We start from the raw sequence: 16,887 nt of genomic DNA, 5'->3' as shown, positions 1-16,887 counted from the left end.
ACGGTCAGACTACCGTTCGGTGGCCGCGAGCTGACCACACGCCCCGTCGATCTCCTGTCCACGGGTGTCCCGGATCGTCACCGGCACACCATGGGCGGCGATGGCCTCCACGAACGCCTTCTCGTCCTCGGGCCGCGAGGCGGTCCACTTCGACCCCGGCGTCGGGTTCAGCGGGATGAGATTGACATGCACGGGCTTGCCCTTGAGTAGCCGCCCGAGCCGGTCGCCCCGCCAGGCCTGGTCGTTGATGTCCCGGATCAGCGCGTACTCGATGGACAACCGCCGCCCGGACCTGGCGCTGTACTCGAACCCGGCGTCCAGCACCTCCCGGACCTTCCACCGCGTGTTCACGGGGACGAGGGTGTCGCGCAGCTCGTCGTCGGGCGCGTGCAGCGAGATGGCCAGCCGGCACTTGAAGCCCTCGTCGGTGAACCGGTTGATCGCCGGGACGAGCCCGACCGTCGAGACGGTGATGCCGCGCTGCGAGAGCCCCACCCCGTCCGGCTCGGGGTCGGTGAGCCGCCGGATGGCACCGACGACCCGCTTGTAGTTCGCAAGCGGCTCGCCCATGCCCATGAACACGATGTTGCTGAGCCGCGCGGGACCGCCGGGGACCTCCCCGTCCCTGAGGGCCCGCATGCCGTCCACGATCTGGTGCACGATCTCCGCGGTGGACAGATTCCGGTCCAGACCCGCCTGCCCGGTCGCGCAGAACGGGCAGTTCATCCCGCACCCCGCCTGCGAGCTGATGCACATGGTCACCCGGTCCGGATAACGCATCAGCACGGACTCGACGAGCGTCCCGTCGAACAGCCGCCACAGCGTCTTGCGCGTGGTGCCCTGGTCGGTCGACAGATGCCGCACGACGCTCATCAGCTCGGGCAGCAACGCCTCCCGCAGCTTCCCCCGGGCACCGGCCGGAATGTCGGTCCACTGCTCCGGCTCGTGCGCGTACCGCGCGAAGTAGTGCTGCGAGAGCTGCTTGGCACGAAACGGCTTCTCCCCGACAGCCGCGACGGCCTCCTTGCGCTCGGCAGGAGTGAGATCGGCGAGATGCCGCGGCGGCTTCTTGGCTCCGCGGGGGGCTACGAAAGTGAGTTCTCCGGGTGCAGGCATAACCCTCCCAGTGTCGCAGATCAACTTGGGGAGCCCAGGCCGGAGCTGGGTGGGGACGGTCACCCGTGATCGCCGTCTGTCATCGTCGATCGGCCTCGCACGGCCCAGGGACGGCCCAGCCGCAGAATCTTGCCGCGTTCATGACATGTCACCGGGCAGTCTGCTGCCATGATCTACCTGCCCTCGTTGACTGATGTTCGGGCGTCCCCAACTACCGGCGTTGGGTAGGCTTTTGTCGACCTTTACCGACCTCAGGGGGCTCCATGATCGAGATAGCCGCAGCCTTAATCGGCGGAGTCTGCCTACTCGGCGGCGCTGTGATCACTGCTCGATGGACACGCTCACGATCCAGCGGCAACCAGGACCCTGCCCCTCTGCCTCCTGGTAGCAACACGCAGCCGGACAACGGCACCAACACATCCCACCCGCCTCGTAGCGCACGGTCGGACGGCATCACCGTCAACGGGCAATTCATTGAAACAAACAATGGCACCGTGTCGCAGAACAACTACCGAGATGGCAAGCAGTGAAGCTTTCCTCCGCCGGGTGGCTCGGGATCGCTTATTACGCGTTCGGTGCCGTTTTGGCCATCCTCTTTACATTGGCTGGCATCGAAGCGATCAATGACTACTTTCCCTATGTGCTGCCAACTCTCGAATGGCTTATCGGGCGCCTAGTACGCCTATCCTCTGATGAGTACGTCGGGTCTTTTGTGCGAGACCGACTACTTGTCTTTGCCGTATTCGGTCTGATCTTCGCCTTGTGGGTCACGCACAAGTGGCCCACCTTGGTCAAGACCATCGGTCAGGCGCTAAACCCGTTTGCGCGAGTCGGAGTGGCCACTGTCTCGGCTGTTGCTGCAGTCTTGATCGCGCTCATACTGGCTGGTCCGCTTGGCCAGTCCAAGAGCGAAGGTGAGTGCGCCTCATCCTTTCACCTGAGTCTGGACCGTGCGCCGTCGCTGGTGAGCAATACGACGTGCGAGGGAGGGAAGCATGGCCGGAACGGCGATTGATCAGTATATTCAGACCAACAATGGCAGCGTTTTTCAGACGATCATCAACAATGAGTCGATCGACGAGGCGACCAAGCAAAACGTACGGAAACTGGCGGTCTCCTCCCCTCAGATGCTTGCCAAGATCGATGAAATGCTGAAGGAATCGGGTGACGTGAAGGCGGCCGCCGCGCTGGTGCGGGATGCGAGTGACGTCCTGACCGGGAAGGGAGACTTGGCGACCCAGTTTACAGACGCGGGCGATGACCCTATGTTTCCCGGAAAAGGTGAACGAGAGCTCCGTAAAGCAATTGCCAGTCCATTTATCCTTCTCGTGGTGATCGTCGCCCTGATCCTTTGGTTGTGACCCATCCAGACCAGTACGGGTCCGATAGCCACTCAGCCTCACCCACCACTCACCCCAGCTCCCATCCCGTCTGCCGTCGACCCACACATCGTGGAGCGGGCGTGGTTCGTGGCGTCCAGGTGGAGCGCGCCACTGTACGAACGACCTGGACGCCAGGGGCCGCGTCTGCTCGGCTCTGCCTGGGTCGACGGCAGACGGGATGGGAGCTCCCCGCGCACGCCACCAATCGGCCGGCACTCGCGAACGGCGCCCCCGCCATCTCGGAGCCTGAGCGCCCCCGCCGGAGGCATGCTTTGACCCGTTGCCGCGCTCTACGGTTCTCGACTCACAGTTCCGGCCTGATTCACATGTGGGCGCGCGTCGGCGCAGCCCGGGCGGAGCGGGCCGGAGGCAGGAGCGGCGCCCGGAGCGGAGCCGGGAAGCGCGCCCGGCGGAGCGGAGCGCAGCCGGGGCTTGATGAGGTAGAGAAACTCATAACAGCTCAGGCGCGGCCGGTCGAGGTAAGAGCATCCCTTGTGGCGTGAGTGCCTGGCCTGGCGCCGAGTTGATGTCAGGTGGAAGCCTTGCCAGTGATGGTGAGGAGCCGACTGGTGAAGCCTTCGCGGCATAGCCGCTCGAACGCCTGATGCACGTCCTCCGGCACCGGCTGGCTGATCATGAACCCCTGCTCCGGGTAGATCAGCAAGCGCTGAACCGCGCCCACAAGCATGTCGATGACCAGTCGCGCATCCCGGATGGAATCGACGTACTCGTCGAACGTCATCGGGGTAGAGGCGCTAACCACCTCGATCTCCGGCCAGAGCTTGCGCGCCGTCGCGTACGAGCGCCTCTCCTCATACGGCTTGCTGATCAGGAGCACGGAGGACACCTTCACTCCGGCCTCCTCGAGGAGAGCTTTGGACAGGCGGATGTTCTCACCGGTGTTGCGAGCGTGCTGCTCTACGAGCACCGCGGAGCTGGGAACGCCGAGTTCAAGAGCCCGCTCGCGGTAGTGGACCGCCTCACCCCTCGGCATGCGCTCTCGCGTCGTGGGGCTGGTAGCTCCCGTGAACACAAGCAGTGGGGCCATGCCGCGCTTGTACAGCTCCACCGCCGTATCGGCCACACCCAGGTCGTGGCTGCCTAGGCCGATCGCGACAGAGCACGGCCGTGGGGTGTGGCCCATCTGGTGGTAGTCCCACAGGCGTCGTGCGTCGGCCCGTGCCTGTGTCGAGATCATTACTGTCCCTTCTCGCCCTTCGCTGAGTCCGGAACCTTGAAGTCGTATTCCCAGGCGAAGCGCGAAGCCGCGTGAACACCGATGGCGAACTCGACCACTGTGCCAGATGCCGTATAGGTCGTTCGATGCAGCTCGACGACCGGTTCACCCGGCGGTAGTTGCAGGAGCTTCACCTCGTCGGACGTGGCGGCCCGGGCAAAGAGCCTTTCTTTCATGTGGTCGATCTCGTACCCGGCGTCGTAGAGCACCCGGAAGCCTCCGCCCTTGCCGGCCGGTCCCGGAGTGGGGTCCACCAGCCGGGTGCCCTCGACATGCTCGGGCCGGTAGTAGCTGGTCAGGGTGTGTGTCGGCTGGTCGCCTTCCTTCACCAGTCGGGCTCGCGCGTATACCTCTGCCCCTTCAGGCAGGCCGTGCGCTACTGCGACTGCTGGCGGGGCTTCAATGCGGCTAACCGTCTGGGACTGCTCATTCCGGCGGTAGCCGCGCCCGGAGGCCACGCGGTCCGCGATGAACGCGACCTCGTCGCCGTCTCGCCACTTGGCCTTGTCGTACCGGGCGATGCCGAGCCGCTTGAGCGGAACCTGTTGACGCACGACGGTGCCGTGCCCCCGAGACGAGGTCACCAGACCCTCGGCCTCAAGAGCCCTGTAGGCCGCATGGACGGTGGACTTTGAGCCCTCGCCCTCTGCAACCAGCTCCCTGATCTGCGGAAGCTGTTGGCCTGGCTCGTACTCACCCCTCTTGATCTGCTCAGCCAGCTTGTCCGCCAGCTCTCGCCACTTGGGCGCCATCGCGTGACTCCTCTCTTCGAGAACAAGTCAAACACAGTCCCAGGACTGTTGACAGCTCGCAAACCGTTGACAGTCCTAGGACTGCGTGCCAACCTTTCCTCAGTCGCTCGCAGTCCTAGGACAGCGAGCAAAGGAGTGCCCTATTGGGCTGCTCCAACGCATCGACTCAGGGAGTGCTTCATGCCGTCGTTCAAGATCGACACTTCGACCGCCGTCGTGTTCGTGGCGACCGCGCCGGAACCGAAGCTCGTGAACAAGAAGACCGGTGAGCGGGCCATGGACCGGGACAACCCCAACGTGGGTCTGTCCACGGTGGGCCTGCTCGTCTCGGACGAGGGGGAGGGCAACCTCTACCAGGTGACGATCCCGGAGACGGGTCTCCCGGAGAGCCTGACGCCGGGCATGCCGGTGAAGGTGATCGGTCTCAAGGCGCGGGACTGGGAGAACGAGTTCAACGGCCAGAAGCGCCACGGGATCTCGTTCCGCGCGGTCGCGATCACTTCGGCGGTCTGACCATGGCGGACCTGACCATCTGGCTGGAAGCCACGGGAGCCCTCGCGGGGGCCGGTGGTCTCGGATACGCGAAGGTACGCGCCCCGCGCGTGTATTGGTCGCTGGTCGGGATGCCGGTCACCTGGGGCCGCTTCCTCCTCTCGTACCGCTCGACCATGGATGTGTGCGGGCTGACGGTGCAGCCTTCGGGTCTGCGGGCGTTCATGACGCGCAATGTCGCCCGTCGTGAGGTGCAGCCGGTTCCGCCGAAGATCCGCCGAGTTCGGGGCACCTCGACCGGTCTGCGGGTCACCCTGCGCCTCCCGGCCGGTCTGGAGCCCGCCGACCTGATCGCCACCTCGGAACGGCTGCGCCATGCCTGGGGCGTGCACTCGGTGACCGTGGCGGAGACCAAGCCGGGGTACGTGGAGCTGCGCATGACCGGCTATGACGTTCTGCGTCGGGTGCGAATGCCGCGCAAGGCACGCCCTCGGGACATGGTCGTCCCCGTTGCGCTGCGGGAGGACGGGACCGCCTTCGAGCGGGACTACCGCAAGGCTCCGATGGCGCTCACTCTGGGCGCGAACCACTCGGGCAAGTCCATGTATCAGCGCAACCTGATCAAGGGGCTCGCCCAGCTGCCGGTGGCGCTGGTCGGAATCGACTGCAAGCGCGGGGTCGAACAGACCGCCTATGGGCCCCGTCTGTCGGCGCTGGCCACCACCCCGGACGACTCTGCGTCTCTACTGGCTGTCCTGGTGGCGGCGATGGAGGACCGCTTCGACCTGCTGAAGGGGCACGGCGTCTCCGACCTGTGGGAGCTGCCCGCCACGATCCGGCCGGTGCCGGTCGTCGTCTTGGTGGACGAGGTCGCGGAGCTGTTCCTGATCTCTTCCAAGAAGGACGAGGAACGCCGCGAGCGGATCGTGACGGCGCTGATTCGGCTGGCACAGATGGCTCGCGCGGTTGGCATCTACCTGGAGATCTGCGGGCAGCGCTTCGGCTCCGACCTGGGCAAGGGCGCCACCATGCTCCGTGCCCAGCTCACTGGCCGAGTGGTGCACCGGGTCAACGACAAGCAGACCGCCGAAATGGGCCTGAACGACGTGGCCCCCGACGCGGTCCCGATCGCCAGCCTCATCCCGATGGAACGCCCCGGGACGGCGGTCGCGGCGGACTCCTCCGGCGGCTGGTCGAAGATCCGCACCCCGGAGACCTCCCGGGATGAGGTGGCGGCGGTCTGCCGGGAGTTCTCCCACCTGGTCCCGGACTTCCCCGCCCTGCTGCCCTTCCGTCCCTATGTGCCCGCCGATGCGCCGGCCACCGGGCCTTCGCTGCTCAAGCCCCGACCGGTCATCGACTGAACCCTGGAAGGGAGGTGTCACAGGTGCCTCGCTCGATCCGCCCGGACGCGGTCCTCGTCCAGGCCGTCATCGCCGGTGCGCTCTCCTTCGCCCACCTGCACGACCTGGCCGAAGCCGCCGGGCAGTCCGGCTGGAAAGCCTGGGCCTACCCGATCTCCGTCGATCTGCTGTTGGTCGCCGCCTGGCGTCGGCTGCGTACGGCCCGCCGGGATCGGTCCGCCTGGATCTGGTTCGTCATCGCTCTGTTCGCCTCGCTCGGTGCGAACGTCGCCACCGCCGGGCTCCTCGACCTCAACGCGGTGCCTGCCTGGCTGCGCATCCTCGTCGCTGGCTGGCCCGCCCTCGCCTTCCTCGGCGGAACGCTCCTGGTGCACTCGCCCGCCGACACGGCCGCTCCGACCGCTCAGCCGGTAGAAGACGAACCGGCCGCTCGGGAAGTCGAGATGGACCGCACCGAAGAACCGGCTCCGGAGCCGACTCCTGCTGTGCCGGAACTGGCCCTGGCACCGGCCGAGCCTCCGGCCCAAGCCCCGGCCGTGCCCGTCGCGTTGCTCGACCACGCGCGAAAGATCGCCGACGCTCACCGGGCCTCGACCGGCTCACCGATGCCTGCGGCTGACCTGTCCGCCCGGCTCGGCCTGCCCACTCCGACGACCGACGCGATCACCGCCGAACTCCAACTCACCTGACTCGAAGGGAGAAACCGCCCGTGGCTGCTCACCGCCGCTTCCGCAACGTGATCCGCATCGGCCCCGTGCAGGTCGCCACGGCCTACGACGGCCGTGGCCGCGACAAGCACACCGCCGCCTGCACCGCCCCCGGCTGCGGCTTCGCCGCCGACTACGACACCCGCGCCGGTGCCGAACTCGCCGCCCGCACCCACCGCTGCAAGGCCTGACAGGAGAACGCTATGGACGTCCCGCTCTGGCTCGCCCTGCTCGTCGTCGGATGGCTCGGCGTCAAGCTCGTCCGCCCGCCGTGGTGGCTGGTCGCTGTGCTCCTGGTCGGCGGCTACCTCGTCGCCGGAAGCTTCCTCGCCCCCGCCCTCGGCACCGTCCTCAAGTAGAAAGGAACCGCCTCGTGTTCACGCCGAAGTACCCGCCCCAGGACACCGCCCCGCCACCCACGGCCAGCGCCCCGACCCCGGCGCTCGTCCAGCCGACGGCCCCGGCACCGGCCCCGGTCGCGGCTTCGAACCGGCCCACGATCCAGCTCACCCCCGGCAGCGCGGTTGCCCTTGCCGCTGGTGGCGGTGCCGTGGTCCTCGTCGTCGGCACGGTTCTGGTCTCTATGTTGCTGGCCGTCGCCATCACCGGCGTCTCTGTCGCCGTGGTCGCGATCGTCCTGCGCCTGCTGATCAAGGACCTGCACAACCACCGCTGAACGGCCCCCGGAGCGGCCTCGGTCGCCAAACTTCCGCCGCTCCGGGCGCCTGCACCCCTTCCAGACCCAACGGACCCGAAAGGGAGCCCCATCATGCCCCAGCACGCCCAAAACACACGCGTCTGCCGCGCCTGCGACGGCTTCGCCACCGTCGCCATCACCACCGGGGGACGCTCCGCAGACGGCACCCGCACGACCCTCCACGTCGACTGCCCCACCTGCAAGGGCACCGGCCACACCATCCCGGGTCTTCGTCGGGAGGTGGCTGCGTAATGGCGTTCGGTCGCAACTCCAAGAAGCCCGACCACGAAGTAGCCGAAGACATCGAGCGAGGCAAGCGCGAAGGCGGTCAGCTCAGCAGGATCGCCTACGCCCACCAGAAGCTCGACCAGGGCCGCCCGGCCCCGGACAAGAGCAGCGGCAAGGGCCTGTCCGGACCGTCCAGCCCAGACGCCAGCACCCCGCAGAAGCGACGTTGGGGGCGGTGACTGTGGCTCTCCTCGACTGGCGCTCACCCGAGCACTTCGACCACAGCGGCGACAAGCCGTGCGTGATCTGCACCAAGCCCACCCCGCTTCGCTCCGACCGTGGCAAGCCCGTCCACAAGGTCTGCGCAGAGGACTGGATCGACCGCCACACCGTCCAGGAGGACGACGCGTGACCGACACCGCCATTCCGGCGGGTCTCGACCCGGCCACCCTCTCCGATGTGCTGAGGGTGGCCGGGTCGGCCGACTTCGACCGCTGGCAAGAACAGATCCGCCGTACCGGCGGCTGCTCCGACCCGATCCGCCTCGTAGGCCAGACCAAGACCATCGACCCGGCCACCGGCACCGTGCTGCACGCCTACACCACCACGCAGGAACCCGGCGGCATGCTCCGGGTCGCCTGCGGTAACCGGCGTGCCTCCCGCTGCCCCTCGTGCGCCTGGACCTATGCCGGGGATACCTACCACCTCATCCGCGCCGGGCTGGTCGGCGACCCGGACAAGGGCACCCCACACACCATCCGCGATCACCCGCGCGTGTTCGCCACCCTCACCGCCCCGAGCTTCGGCCCCGTACACAACCGCCCCGGCACCCGGGCCTGCCGCTGCGGTGCACGGCACCCCGAGGACGCACCCGAGCTCGGCACCCCGCTCGACCCTGATACGTACGACTACGCCGGAGCGGTGCTGTGGAACAACCACGCCTCCGAGCTGTGGCGCTACTTCACGATCTACCTGCGCCGAGAGATCGCCAAGCGGGCCGGACTCACCCAGAAGGACGCCAAGGAACAGTCCCGCGTCTCATTCGGCAAGGTCGCCGAGTACCAGAAGCGCGGGGCCGTGCACTTCCATGCCGTGATCCGCTTCGACGGCCCCGACGGACCCGACGACCCGCCCCCGGTGTGGGCCACCCTCGACCTGCTCACCGACGCCATCCGCGCCGCAGCCGATCCAGATCGCTTGGCGGTCCACATCGACCCGGCCGGGGATCAGCCTGCCCGCAGGCTCACGTGGGGCAAGCAGCTCGACATACGCCCGATCCGCGCCTTCGGTGACGGCGAAGAGATCACCGAACAAGCCGTCGCCTCCTACCTGGCCAAGTACGCCACCAAGGCCGCCGAGACCACCGGCGCCACGGACGCTCCGGTCCACTGCCGAGCCTGCCGGGGAACCGGCCACTCCCCGCGCTACGACCGCCCCGGCTCAGCCCTCGGCCAGTGCGTCACCTGCCAGGGCACTGGCTTGGGTGAAGACCTCGCACGCCTGGAGGTCCCCCAACACGCCCGGCGCCTGATGGCCGCGTGCGTCGGCCTCCAGCCGCTCTACCCCGACCGCAACCTTGCCCGCTGGGCCCACATGCTCGGCTTCCGCGGCCACTTCTCCACCAAGTCCCGCCGCTACTCCACCACCCTCGGCGCCCTGCGCCAGACCCGGGCCGACTACCGCGCAGCCCAACAACGCCAAGCCCTGGGCCTGCCCGACCCCGACGACAACCCGGAGGCAACCACGCTCACCCTCGCCCACTGGTCCTACGCCGGTCACGGCCACACCCCCGGTGAATCATGGCTCGCCGCCACCATCCGCCGAGACATCCAGCAGAACCGCGAAACCGCCCGCGAAGCCCTACGCGACCAGGCCGCCGACGAAAGGGAGTGGTGACGTGGCCACCGAGCTCCCGAAGCGCTTCCTAACCCCCGACGACCTGGTGGAGATGTTCGAGCTGCCCAGCGTCGAGACGGTCTACCAGTGGCGCCGCAAGCGCACCGGTCCCCGCGGCTTCCGCGTCGGCCGGCACCTGCGCTTCGACCCGAACGACGTACGCGCGTGGGTCGACTCCCAGATCGGGGAGGCCGCGTAATGGCCGGTCACATCCAAGACCGCTGGTACAAGACGGAGCCAGGCCCGGACGACAAGCCAGTAAAGGTCAAGACCGACCGCCACGGCAACGGCCTCCGCTACCGGGCCCGGTACGTCGGCCCGGACGGCACCGAAAAGAGCAAGTCCTTCCCAGACCGCCAGAAGCGCCGGGCGGAAGAGTGGTTGGCCGAGACAGCTGCCGACATGTCGCGTGGTCAGTACGTGGACCCCAGGGCTGCCCGGACGACCTTCCAGCAGTACGCGGAACGCTGGATCGCTGGGCAGACCACTGACCTGAACACGCGCATCGGTGTGGAGACCCGGCTTCGGCTGCACGCCTTCCCTCGCATCGGGGCACGCCCGCTCGGGTCCTTCCGCCCGGTCCACATCCGCGAGTTCGTGCGCGACCTGGAGAACGACTCGATAGGCGGCACCTACGCCCGCAACATCTACGCCAACGTCCGCGCGGTGCTGTCGGCCGCCGTGGATGACGGCCACCTCTCCCGGAACCCGTGCTCGGCAGCGTCCGTCCGCCCGCCCGCCGTCTCGACTGCCCGGGTCGTGCCCTGGCTCCCGTCCCAAGTGCGCGCGGTCCGCGACGGACTGCCCGAGCGATACCAAGCCATGGTCGACGTTGGCAGCGGTTGCGGTCTCCGACAGGGCGAGATCATCGGTCTGGCCGAGGACACCGTCCAGCTCGACAGCGACACGCTCCGAGTCACCACTCAGGTCAAGCTGATCCGGGGCGTCGCGGTCTTCGCTCCGCCCAAGGGGAACAAGGATCGGGACGTACCGCTGCCGTCCTCGGTGGCCTCCGCCTTGCGGCGGCACATGAAGAGTCACCCGCCCGTGCCCATCAAGCTCCCGTGGATGAGGCCGGACGGCCCGCTCACCGAGCGCCGCCTCATCTTCACCAACACGGCCGACGGAATCGTCTGGCGAAGCAACTTCAACATCCAGGAATGGAAGCCCGCCCTCGCGGCCGCCGGCCTCATCCCGACACCCGAACCCGGCAAGCCATACGCCTCCGCCCGGCAGCACGGGATGCACGCCCTTCGCCACTTCTACGCCTCGGTCCTCCTGGACGCAGGCGAGAGCATCAAGGCCGTGAGCGAATACCTGGGGCACTCTGACCCAGCGATGACGCTGCGGGTGTACGCCCACCTGATGCCCAGCAGTAGCGAGCGTGCCCGCCGGGCCCTGGACGGTGTCTTCGGCTCGGCCCAGGAGCCCTGACGGCCCAGGGACGGCCCAGTGGGCATAAGGCGGCCCCCTACTGGCGAAGAACTCGCTGGTAGGGGGCTTCTTCGTGCCCGGAGCACATCAGTTCTCCGGGCTTAGGCATGGCCCACCCAGTGTCGCAGATCGTCAGCGGTGGCCCGTGCCCCGCCTGCGGCACCCGGAGAGAGGCGTCCTAGTCGCCCGTGTGCTCCAGCCGGTTCTTGAGGAGCTGCTCGTTGCGCGGGAGTTCCTTGCGGACCTGGGGCCGGACGACGAGCGGTACCAGGACCTTGCCGACGCCGTGGCCCTCGATGTCAACGTCGATCGTCACGTGGGAGCGCTGCCCCTCGTCGAACGACTCGACCTCACCGTGCACCCGCGGCCGGACGGGTCCGTCGACACCGCGCATGCCCCAGCTGTGCGGTGGGTCGTACTCCGTGACCTCCATGGTCATCGGCATCACACGGCGACCGATGTGCCGGGTGACCCGGACCCGGGAGCCGATGCCGAAGGGCCCTTCGTCGAGGCGTTCCGCGGACACGGCGCTCAGCTGCCACTCCGGCATGCGCGGGGTGTCCATGACGTAGTCGTAGACATCCTCGGGACGCCGGTCGACATCGATGCTCTGTCGAATGATGGACATGATGTCCCCCTTTGCGACCTACACCTGAATCGTCCCACTCAGCGCGTTCGGATGCCTCCCGGAACGACAGCGAGCTCCCGCCCACAAGGACGGGAGCTCGCTGGCCGAGGTCCGCTCAGCCGGACCCCACGAAGAGCACGAGCAGTAGCCACACCACCGGAGCGGTCGGCAGCAGCGAGTCCAAACGGTCCATGATGCCGCCGTGACCGGGCAGCAGCGTGCCCATGTCCTTGATGCCGAGGTCCCGCTTGATCATGGACTCGCCGAGGTCGCCGAGCGTGGCGGTGACCGCGACCGCGAGGCCGAGCACCAGGCCCTGCCACCAGGCGCCGTCGTCGATGAGGAACTCCATGCACAGCGCCCCCGCGACCATGGCGAAGGAGACCGCGCCCAGCAGGCCCTCGCGGGTCTTGCCGGGGCTGATGCGCGGGGCGAGTTTGTGCCGGCCGAAGCGCCAGCCCACGGCGTAGGCACCGGTGTCGCTGACGACCGTCAGCAGCAGGAAGGTGAGCACCCGCTGCGGCCCGTCGTCCGCGGTCAGCATCATCGCGACGAACGTCGCCAGGAACGGCACGTAGAACGCCGCGAAGACGCCCGCCGTGACATCTCTGAGGTAGCCCTTGGGCGGTTCCGTCATGCGCCAGACGAGCACGGCCAGCGCGGTGAGCGCCATGGCGACCCAGGCACCCTCGGCGCCCCGGACGTACCCGGAGACGACCATCGCGGCACCGCCGAGCGCGAGCGGAACGAGCGGCGCCCGGATGCCCTTGCGTTCGTCCAGCCGCTTGGTCAGCTCCCACAGGCCCACCACGACGGCGACCGCGACGACCCCGACGAACACGGCCTTGACGACGAACAGCGACGCGACGATCACAGCGCCGAGCCCGACCCCGACCCCTATCGCCGCACTCAGGTCGCGGCCCGCGCTCTTCTTCGGCGGCTTGGGGGCCGGCTGCGAGGCGTCGGGCATGGGTTCCGGATTCGTCTCGTTTCGGACCGGGGGGCCGCTCAGCCGAGCAGCCCTCCGGCCGTCATCCTGGTTTTCGCCGTGGTCGGCTACGTCAGGCACGATGGGCATGGGGCGAGTCTGAGGCGCTTCATACGCATCGTATGCGGGACCCGCCGGAGCGGCCCCCTGGACGTGCCCATGGCCAGGACTCTGGACGTGGCCCGGGCTCTGGACGTGCCCGTGGCCATGCCCTTGGTCGGTGGGCCCCCAGTACCCGGCCTGTGGCGGCGCCCCCCAGGAAGAGTCGTTCATCAGACCTCGAGCAGCTCCGCTTCCTTGTGCTTCAGGAGCTCGTCCACCTGCGCGACGTACTTCGCGGTGGTGTCGTCGAGCTCCTTCTCCGCACGGCGGCCCTCGTCCTCGCCGACCTCGCCGTCCTTGATCAGCTTGTCGATGGCTTCCTTGGCCTTGCGGCGCACGGAGCGAATCGAGATCTTCGCGTCCTCGCCCTTGCTCTTGGCGACCTTGATGTACTCGCGGCGGCGCTCCTCGGTCAGCTCGGGGAACACCACTCGGATGATGTTGCCGTCGTTGCTCGGGTTGACGCCCAGGTCGGAGTCGCGGATCGCCTGCTCGATGTTGCGCAGGGCCGTTTTGTCGAACGGGGTCACCACCGCCATGCGCGGCTCCGGCACGGAGAACGAAGCCAGCTGGTTGATCGGCGTCGGCGCGCCGTAGTAGTCGGCCACGATCTTGTTGAACATCGCCGGGTGCGCACGGCCGGTGCGGATCGCGGCGAAGTCCTCCTTGGCGACCACGACGGCCTTCTCCATCTTCTCCTCGGCCTCGAGGAGGGTCTCTTCGATCACCACTTGCTCCTGCGTGTCTTGAGTAGGCCCGGCTGCGGTTCCATGTGGGGCGGCGGCCGGCTGCGTCGCGTCTTCTTCCTGCACGGTTCCCGACCGGCAGGACATTGTCCATCCCCCGGCCCGGCTCCGTCCCGTCCGTCCCCCGGACGGGGTGGTGCGGGTCGGTCCTCAGTCCCGGCCGGCCGCGTCCCCGACGAGCGTGCCGATCTTCTCACCCTTGACGGCGCGCCCGATGTTGCCCTCCGCCAGCAGCTCGAAGACCACGATCGGGAGCTTGTTGTCGCGGCACAGCGTGACGGCCGTGGCGTCGGCGACCTTCAGGTCGCGCGTGATGACCTCGCCGTAGCCGAGGTGGTCGAACTTGACCGCGTCCGGGTTGGTCTTCGGGTCGGAGTCGTAGACCCCGTCCACGCCGTTCTTGCCCATCAGCAGCGCCTCGGCGTCGATCTCCAGGGCGCGCTGTGCGGCGGTGGTGTCGGTGGAGAAGTACGGCATGCCCATACCGGCGCCGAAGATCACCACGCGGCCCTTCTCCAAGTGCCGTACGGCGCGCAGCGGGATGTACGGCTCGGCGACCTGCCCCATGGTGATCGCGGACTGTACCCGGCATTCCACGCCCACCTTCTCCAGGAAGTCCTGGAGGGCGAGGCAGTTCATGACGGTGCCGAGCATGCCCATGTAGTCGGAGCGGGCCCGGTCCATACCGCGCTGCTGGAGTTCGGCACCGCGGAAGAAGTTGCCGCCGCCGATGACGACCGCGACCTGCGCGCCGTCACGCACGACGGCCGCGATCTCGCGGGCGATCTTGTGCACCACGTCGGGGTCGACGCCCAGGCCCCCGCCACCGGAGAAGGCCTCTCCGGACAGCTTCAGCAGAAACCGGCCGCGCACTTTGCCGTCGTCGCTCTTCTGGGGCTTGGTGGTCATGGGGATTCCGCCTCTTTCAGGTGTTGCACATACCAAGAAGGCCATTGCCGGTGGGGCGTGTTTCGCATCCCATACGGCAATGGCCTCCTTGTCAGATCTGCTGTCGTCCGCCACCCATGTGACGGCGTACACGGACGACTGCTCCCGACCTTATCGGGGTCGGGCGTCGATCGCGGTACGGACTCAGATGCCGACCTTGATGCGCGAGAAGCGCTTCAGGGTGACACCGGCCTCGTCCAGGACCTTCTGGACGGACTTCTTGTTGTCCAGCGCGTAGGGCTGGCCGAGCAGCGTGGCGTCCTTGAAGAAGCCGTTGAGGCGACCCTCGACGATCTTCGGCAGGGCGGCCTCGGGCTTGCCCTCGGCGCGGGTGGTCTCCTCGGCGACGCGGCGCTCGGACTCGACGACCTCGGCCGGCACGTCCTCCTTGGAGAGGTACTTCGGCGCGAAGGCGGCGATGTGCTGGGCGACGCCCTTGGCGATCTCGGCGTTGGGCTTGTCCAGCTCGACGAGGACACCGATCTGCGGGGGCAGGTCGGGCATCGTGCGGTGCATGTACGCCGTCACGTAGCCGTCGGCGAACTGCGCGAAGCGGTCCAGGACGATCTTCTCGCCCAGGTTGGCGTTGGCCTCGTCCACGAACGCCTGGACGGTCTTGCCGGCCTCGATCTCGGAGGCGAGCAGGGCCTCGAGGTCGGCCGGGGAGGTCTTGGCGACGTGCTCGGCGATGGTGGTGGCCACGGCCTGGAACTTGTCACCCTTGGCGACGAAGTCCGTCTCGCACTTCAGCTCGACGATGACACCGGAGGAGTTGTCGTCGGCGATGATCGAGACCACGGCACCGTTCTCGGCGGAACGGCCCTCGCGCTTGGCGACGCCCTTCTGGCCCTTGATGCGGAGCGCCTCGACGGCCTTCTCGACGTTGCCCTCGGCCTCGTCCAGCGCCTTCTTGCAGTCCATCATGCCGGCGCCCGTGAGCTCACGGAGCTTCTTGACGTCGGCGGCGGTGTAGTTCGCCATGAGTCTGTGAATCTTTCTCGAAGTCTGGAAGATCGAAGATCTGCGGATGCGCCCCCCATGGAGCCGGAGGGCGCTGTCTTTCCGCTGACCAACGGGTGAACGGCGGGAGCGGACTTCACCGCTCCGCAGGGACTGCGGGATGGAGTGTGCCGCTCCCGCCGTCACCTCGGACTGACGGGTCAGGCCTGCTCGGCCTCGGCGGCCTTCTCGCCCTCGGCCGGCTTCTCGGCCTCAGCCGGCTTCTCGGCCTCAGCCGGCTTCTCGGCCTCAGCCGGCTTCTCGGCCTCGGCGGCCGGAGCAGCCTCAGCCTCGGCGGCGGGGGCGGCCTCGTCGGCCTTCTTCTCGCCCTCGAGCAGGTCGCGCTCCCACTCGGCCAGCGGCTCGCCCGCGGCCTTCTCGCCCTTGTCGCCGGTGGCGACGCCGGAACGGGCGATGAGGCCCTCGGCGACGGCGTCGGCGATGACGCGGGTGAGCAGGGTGACGGAGCGGATCGCGTCGTCGTTGCCCGGGATCTTGTAGTCGACCTCGTCGGGGTCGCAGTTGGTGTCGAGGATCGCGACGACCGGAATGTTCAGCTTCCGGGCCTCACCAACGGCGATGTGCTCCTTCTTGGTGTCCACGATCCAGACGGCGCTGGGCACCTTCTGCATCTCGCGGATACCGCCGAGGGTCTTCTCCAGCTTGGCCTTCTCGCGCGAGAGCACGAGAAGCTCCTTCTTGGTCAGACCGGACGCGGCGACGTCCTCGAAGTCGATCTGCTCGAGCTCCTTGAGGCGCTGCAGACGCTTGTAGACGGTCGAGAAGTTGGTGAGCATGCCGCCCAGCCAGCGCTGGTTGACGTAGGGCATGCCGACGCGGGTGGCCTGCTCGGCGATGGCCTCCTGCGCCTGCTTCTTCGTGCCGACGAACATGACCGTGCCGCCGTGGGCGACGGTCTCCTTGACGAACTCGAAGGCGCGGTCGATGTACGACAGCGACTGGAGCAGGTCGATGATGTAGATGCCGTTGCGCTCCGTGAAGATGAAGCGCTTCATCTTCGGGTTCCAACGACGGGTCTGGTGACCGAAGTGGACGCCGCTCTCCAGCAGCTCCCGCATCGTGACGACGGCCATGGCCGTATCTCCTTGAATTTCTCGGTTGTGCCGCGGATGCCGGACGGCTTCCGCGCCTGACGCCCACTGCGCGCCGT

General features: G+C 67.8%; 23 protein-coding genes. 14 read left to right on the top strand and 9 right to left on the bottom strand.

Annotated elements, in window-relative coordinates; all coding sequences use genetic code 11:
* Nucleotides 1-9 precede the first annotated feature (9 nt).
* Nucleotides 10-1,116 carry a dual-specificity RNA methyltransferase RlmN gene (gene rlmN, locus AC07DF_RS06240; protein WP_478967353.1) on the bottom strand — a complete coding sequence of 369 codons (1,107 nt, stop codon included), beginning with the start codon at nt 1,114-1,116 and terminating at the stop codon, nt 10-12.
* Between the two features lie 526 nt (nt 1,117-1,642).
* On the opposite strand from rlmN, the gene AC07DF_RS06235 reads away from it, so the two are divergent.
* Together AC07DF_RS06235 and AC07DF_RS06230 are read left to right on the top strand one after the other, a co-directional pair.
* Nucleotides 1,643-2,131: a hypothetical protein gene (locus AC07DF_RS06235; protein WP_478967351.1), complete on the top strand. Its 489-nt coding sequence runs from the start codon at nt 1,643-1,645 to the stop codon at nt 2,129-2,131.
* Nucleotides 2,112-2,477, top strand: coding sequence for a hypothetical protein (locus AC07DF_RS06230; RefSeq protein WP_478967350.1), 366 nt, complete (start codon nt 2,112-2,114; stop codon nt 2,475-2,477). Before AC07DF_RS06235 ends, AC07DF_RS06230 begins: the two co-directional genes overlap by 20 nt.
* A 550-nt stretch (nt 2,478-3,027) precedes the next feature.
* Here AC07DF_RS06230 and AC07DF_RS06225 read toward each other — a convergent pair.
* Complete coding sequence (locus AC07DF_RS06225; protein ID WP_478967348.1) at nt 3,028-3,696, bottom strand: YdcF family protein; 669 nt, start codon at nt 3,694-3,696, stop codon at nt 3,028-3,030.
* Nucleotides 3,696-4,487: a GntR family transcriptional regulator gene (locus AC07DF_RS06220; RefSeq protein ID WP_478967346.1), complete on the bottom strand. Its 792-nt coding sequence runs from the start codon at nt 4,485-4,487 to the stop codon at nt 3,696-3,698. Before AC07DF_RS06220 ends, AC07DF_RS06225 begins: the two co-directional genes overlap by 1 nt.
* Nucleotides 4,488-4,667: 180 nt before the next feature.
* Between AC07DF_RS06220 and AC07DF_RS06215 the strand changes: the two genes are divergently transcribed.
* The 12 genes from AC07DF_RS06215 to AC07DF_RS06160 all read left to right on the top strand — a co-directional run bounded on the left by AC07DF_RS06215 (nt 4,668) and on the right by AC07DF_RS06160 (nt 11,305).
* Nucleotides 4,668-5,000 (top strand): SCO3933 family regulatory protein, encoded by a 333-nt coding sequence (locus AC07DF_RS06215; protein ID WP_478967344.1) that lies wholly within the window; start codon nt 4,668-4,670, stop codon nt 4,998-5,000.
* A gap of 2 nt (nt 5,001-5,002) precedes the next feature.
* Nucleotides 5,003-6,343 carry an FtsK/SpoIIIE domain-containing protein gene (locus AC07DF_RS06210; RefSeq protein WP_478967342.1) on the top strand — a complete coding sequence of 447 codons (1,341 nt, stop codon included), beginning with the start codon at nt 5,003-5,005 and terminating at the stop codon, nt 6,341-6,343.
* Between the two features lie 23 nt (nt 6,344-6,366).
* On the top strand, nt 6,367-7,032 hold the full coding sequence (locus AC07DF_RS06205; RefSeq protein WP_478967340.1) for a DUF2637 domain-containing protein: 666 nt from the start codon (nt 6,367-6,369) through the stop codon (nt 7,030-7,032).
* A gap of 20 nt (nt 7,033-7,052) precedes the next feature.
* On the top strand, nt 7,053-7,241 hold the full coding sequence (locus AC07DF_RS06200) for a mobile element transfer protein (RefSeq protein ID WP_478967338.1): 189 nt from the start codon (nt 7,053-7,055) through the stop codon (nt 7,239-7,241).
* 12 nt (nt 7,242-7,253) lie between these two features.
* The gene (locus AC07DF_RS06195) at nt 7,254-7,409 is read left to right on the top strand and encodes a hypothetical protein (RefSeq protein WP_478967336.1); all 156 of its coding nucleotides are present in this window, start codon (nt 7,254-7,256) and stop codon (nt 7,407-7,409) included.
* A gap of 14 nt (nt 7,410-7,423) precedes the next feature.
* Nucleotides 7,424-7,726, top strand: coding sequence for a SpdD protein (locus AC07DF_RS06190; RefSeq protein ID WP_478967334.1), 303 nt, complete (start codon nt 7,424-7,426; stop codon nt 7,724-7,726).
* Nucleotides 7,727-7,819: 93 nt separating this feature from the next.
* Nucleotides 7,820-7,999 carry a hypothetical protein gene (locus AC07DF_RS06185; RefSeq protein ID WP_478967332.1) on the top strand — a complete coding sequence of 60 codons (180 nt, stop codon included), beginning with the start codon at nt 7,820-7,822 and terminating at the stop codon, nt 7,997-7,999.
* A complete protein-coding gene (locus AC07DF_RS06180; protein WP_478967330.1) occupies nt 7,999-8,214 on the top strand; it encodes a hypothetical protein in 216 nt (71 codons plus the stop codon). The genes AC07DF_RS06185 and AC07DF_RS06180 overlap by 1 nt, the downstream gene beginning before the upstream one ends.
* Complete coding sequence (locus tag AC07DF_RS06175; protein ID WP_478967621.1) at nt 8,211-8,387, top strand: hypothetical protein; 177 nt, start codon at nt 8,211-8,213, stop codon at nt 8,385-8,387. Before AC07DF_RS06180 ends, AC07DF_RS06175 begins: the two co-directional genes overlap by 4 nt.
* Nucleotides 8,384-9,871 carry a replication initiator gene (locus AC07DF_RS06170; protein WP_478967328.1) on the top strand — a complete coding sequence of 496 codons (1,488 nt, stop codon included), beginning with the start codon at nt 8,384-8,386 and terminating at the stop codon, nt 9,869-9,871. The genes AC07DF_RS06175 and AC07DF_RS06170 overlap by 4 nt, the downstream gene beginning before the upstream one ends.
* Before the next feature lies 1 nt (nt 9,872).
* On the top strand, nt 9,873-10,070 hold the full coding sequence (locus AC07DF_RS06165) for a helix-turn-helix transcriptional regulator (protein WP_478967326.1): 198 nt from the start codon (nt 9,873-9,875) through the stop codon (nt 10,068-10,070).
* A complete protein-coding gene (locus AC07DF_RS06160) occupies nt 10,070-11,305 on the top strand; it encodes a tyrosine-type recombinase/integrase (protein WP_478967324.1) in 1,236 nt (411 codons plus the stop codon). Before AC07DF_RS06165 ends, AC07DF_RS06160 begins: the two co-directional genes overlap by 1 nt.
* 178 nt (nt 11,306-11,483) lie before the next feature.
* Here AC07DF_RS06160 and AC07DF_RS06155 read toward each other — a convergent pair whose 3' ends face one another.
* The 6 genes from AC07DF_RS06155 to rpsB all read right to left on the bottom strand — a co-directional run bounded on the left by AC07DF_RS06155 (nt 11,484) and on the right by rpsB (nt 16,810).
* The gene (locus AC07DF_RS06155; protein ID WP_454361920.1) at nt 11,484-11,933 is read right to left on the bottom strand and encodes an SRPBCC family protein; all 450 of its coding nucleotides are present in this window, start codon (nt 11,931-11,933) and stop codon (nt 11,484-11,486) included.
* Between the two features lie 115 nt (nt 11,934-12,048).
* The gene (locus tag AC07DF_RS06150) at nt 12,049-13,194 is read right to left on the bottom strand and encodes a phosphatidate cytidylyltransferase (RefSeq protein ID WP_478967322.1); all 1,146 of its coding nucleotides are present in this window, start codon (nt 13,192-13,194) and stop codon (nt 12,049-12,051) included.
* Complete coding sequence (gene frr, locus AC07DF_RS06145; RefSeq protein WP_184598490.1) at nt 13,194-13,751, bottom strand: ribosome recycling factor; 558 nt, start codon at nt 13,749-13,751, stop codon at nt 13,194-13,196. The genes AC07DF_RS06150 and frr overlap by 1 nt, the downstream gene beginning before the upstream one ends.
* A 168-nt stretch (nt 13,752-13,919) precedes the next feature.
* Entirely contained in the window at nt 13,920-14,678 is a 759-nt protein-coding gene (pyrH, locus tag AC07DF_RS06140; RefSeq protein ID WP_399023236.1) for a UMP kinase, read from the bottom strand.
* Between the two features lie 183 nt (nt 14,679-14,861).
* Entirely contained in the window at nt 14,862-15,698 is an 837-nt protein-coding gene (tsf, locus tag AC07DF_RS06135) for a translation elongation factor Ts (RefSeq protein WP_391102734.1), read from the bottom strand.
* A gap of 179 nt (nt 15,699-15,877) precedes the next feature.
* Nucleotides 15,878-16,810: a 30S ribosomal protein S2 gene (gene rpsB, locus AC07DF_RS06130; protein ID WP_478967319.1), complete on the bottom strand. Its 933-nt coding sequence runs from the start codon at nt 16,808-16,810 to the stop codon at nt 15,878-15,880.
* Nucleotides 16,811-16,887 lie beyond the last annotated feature (77 nt).

It is taken from the genome of Streptomyces sp. NPDC044719, assembly GCF_056433405.1.
This window is presented reverse-complemented; position numbering and strand designations above follow the sequence as displayed.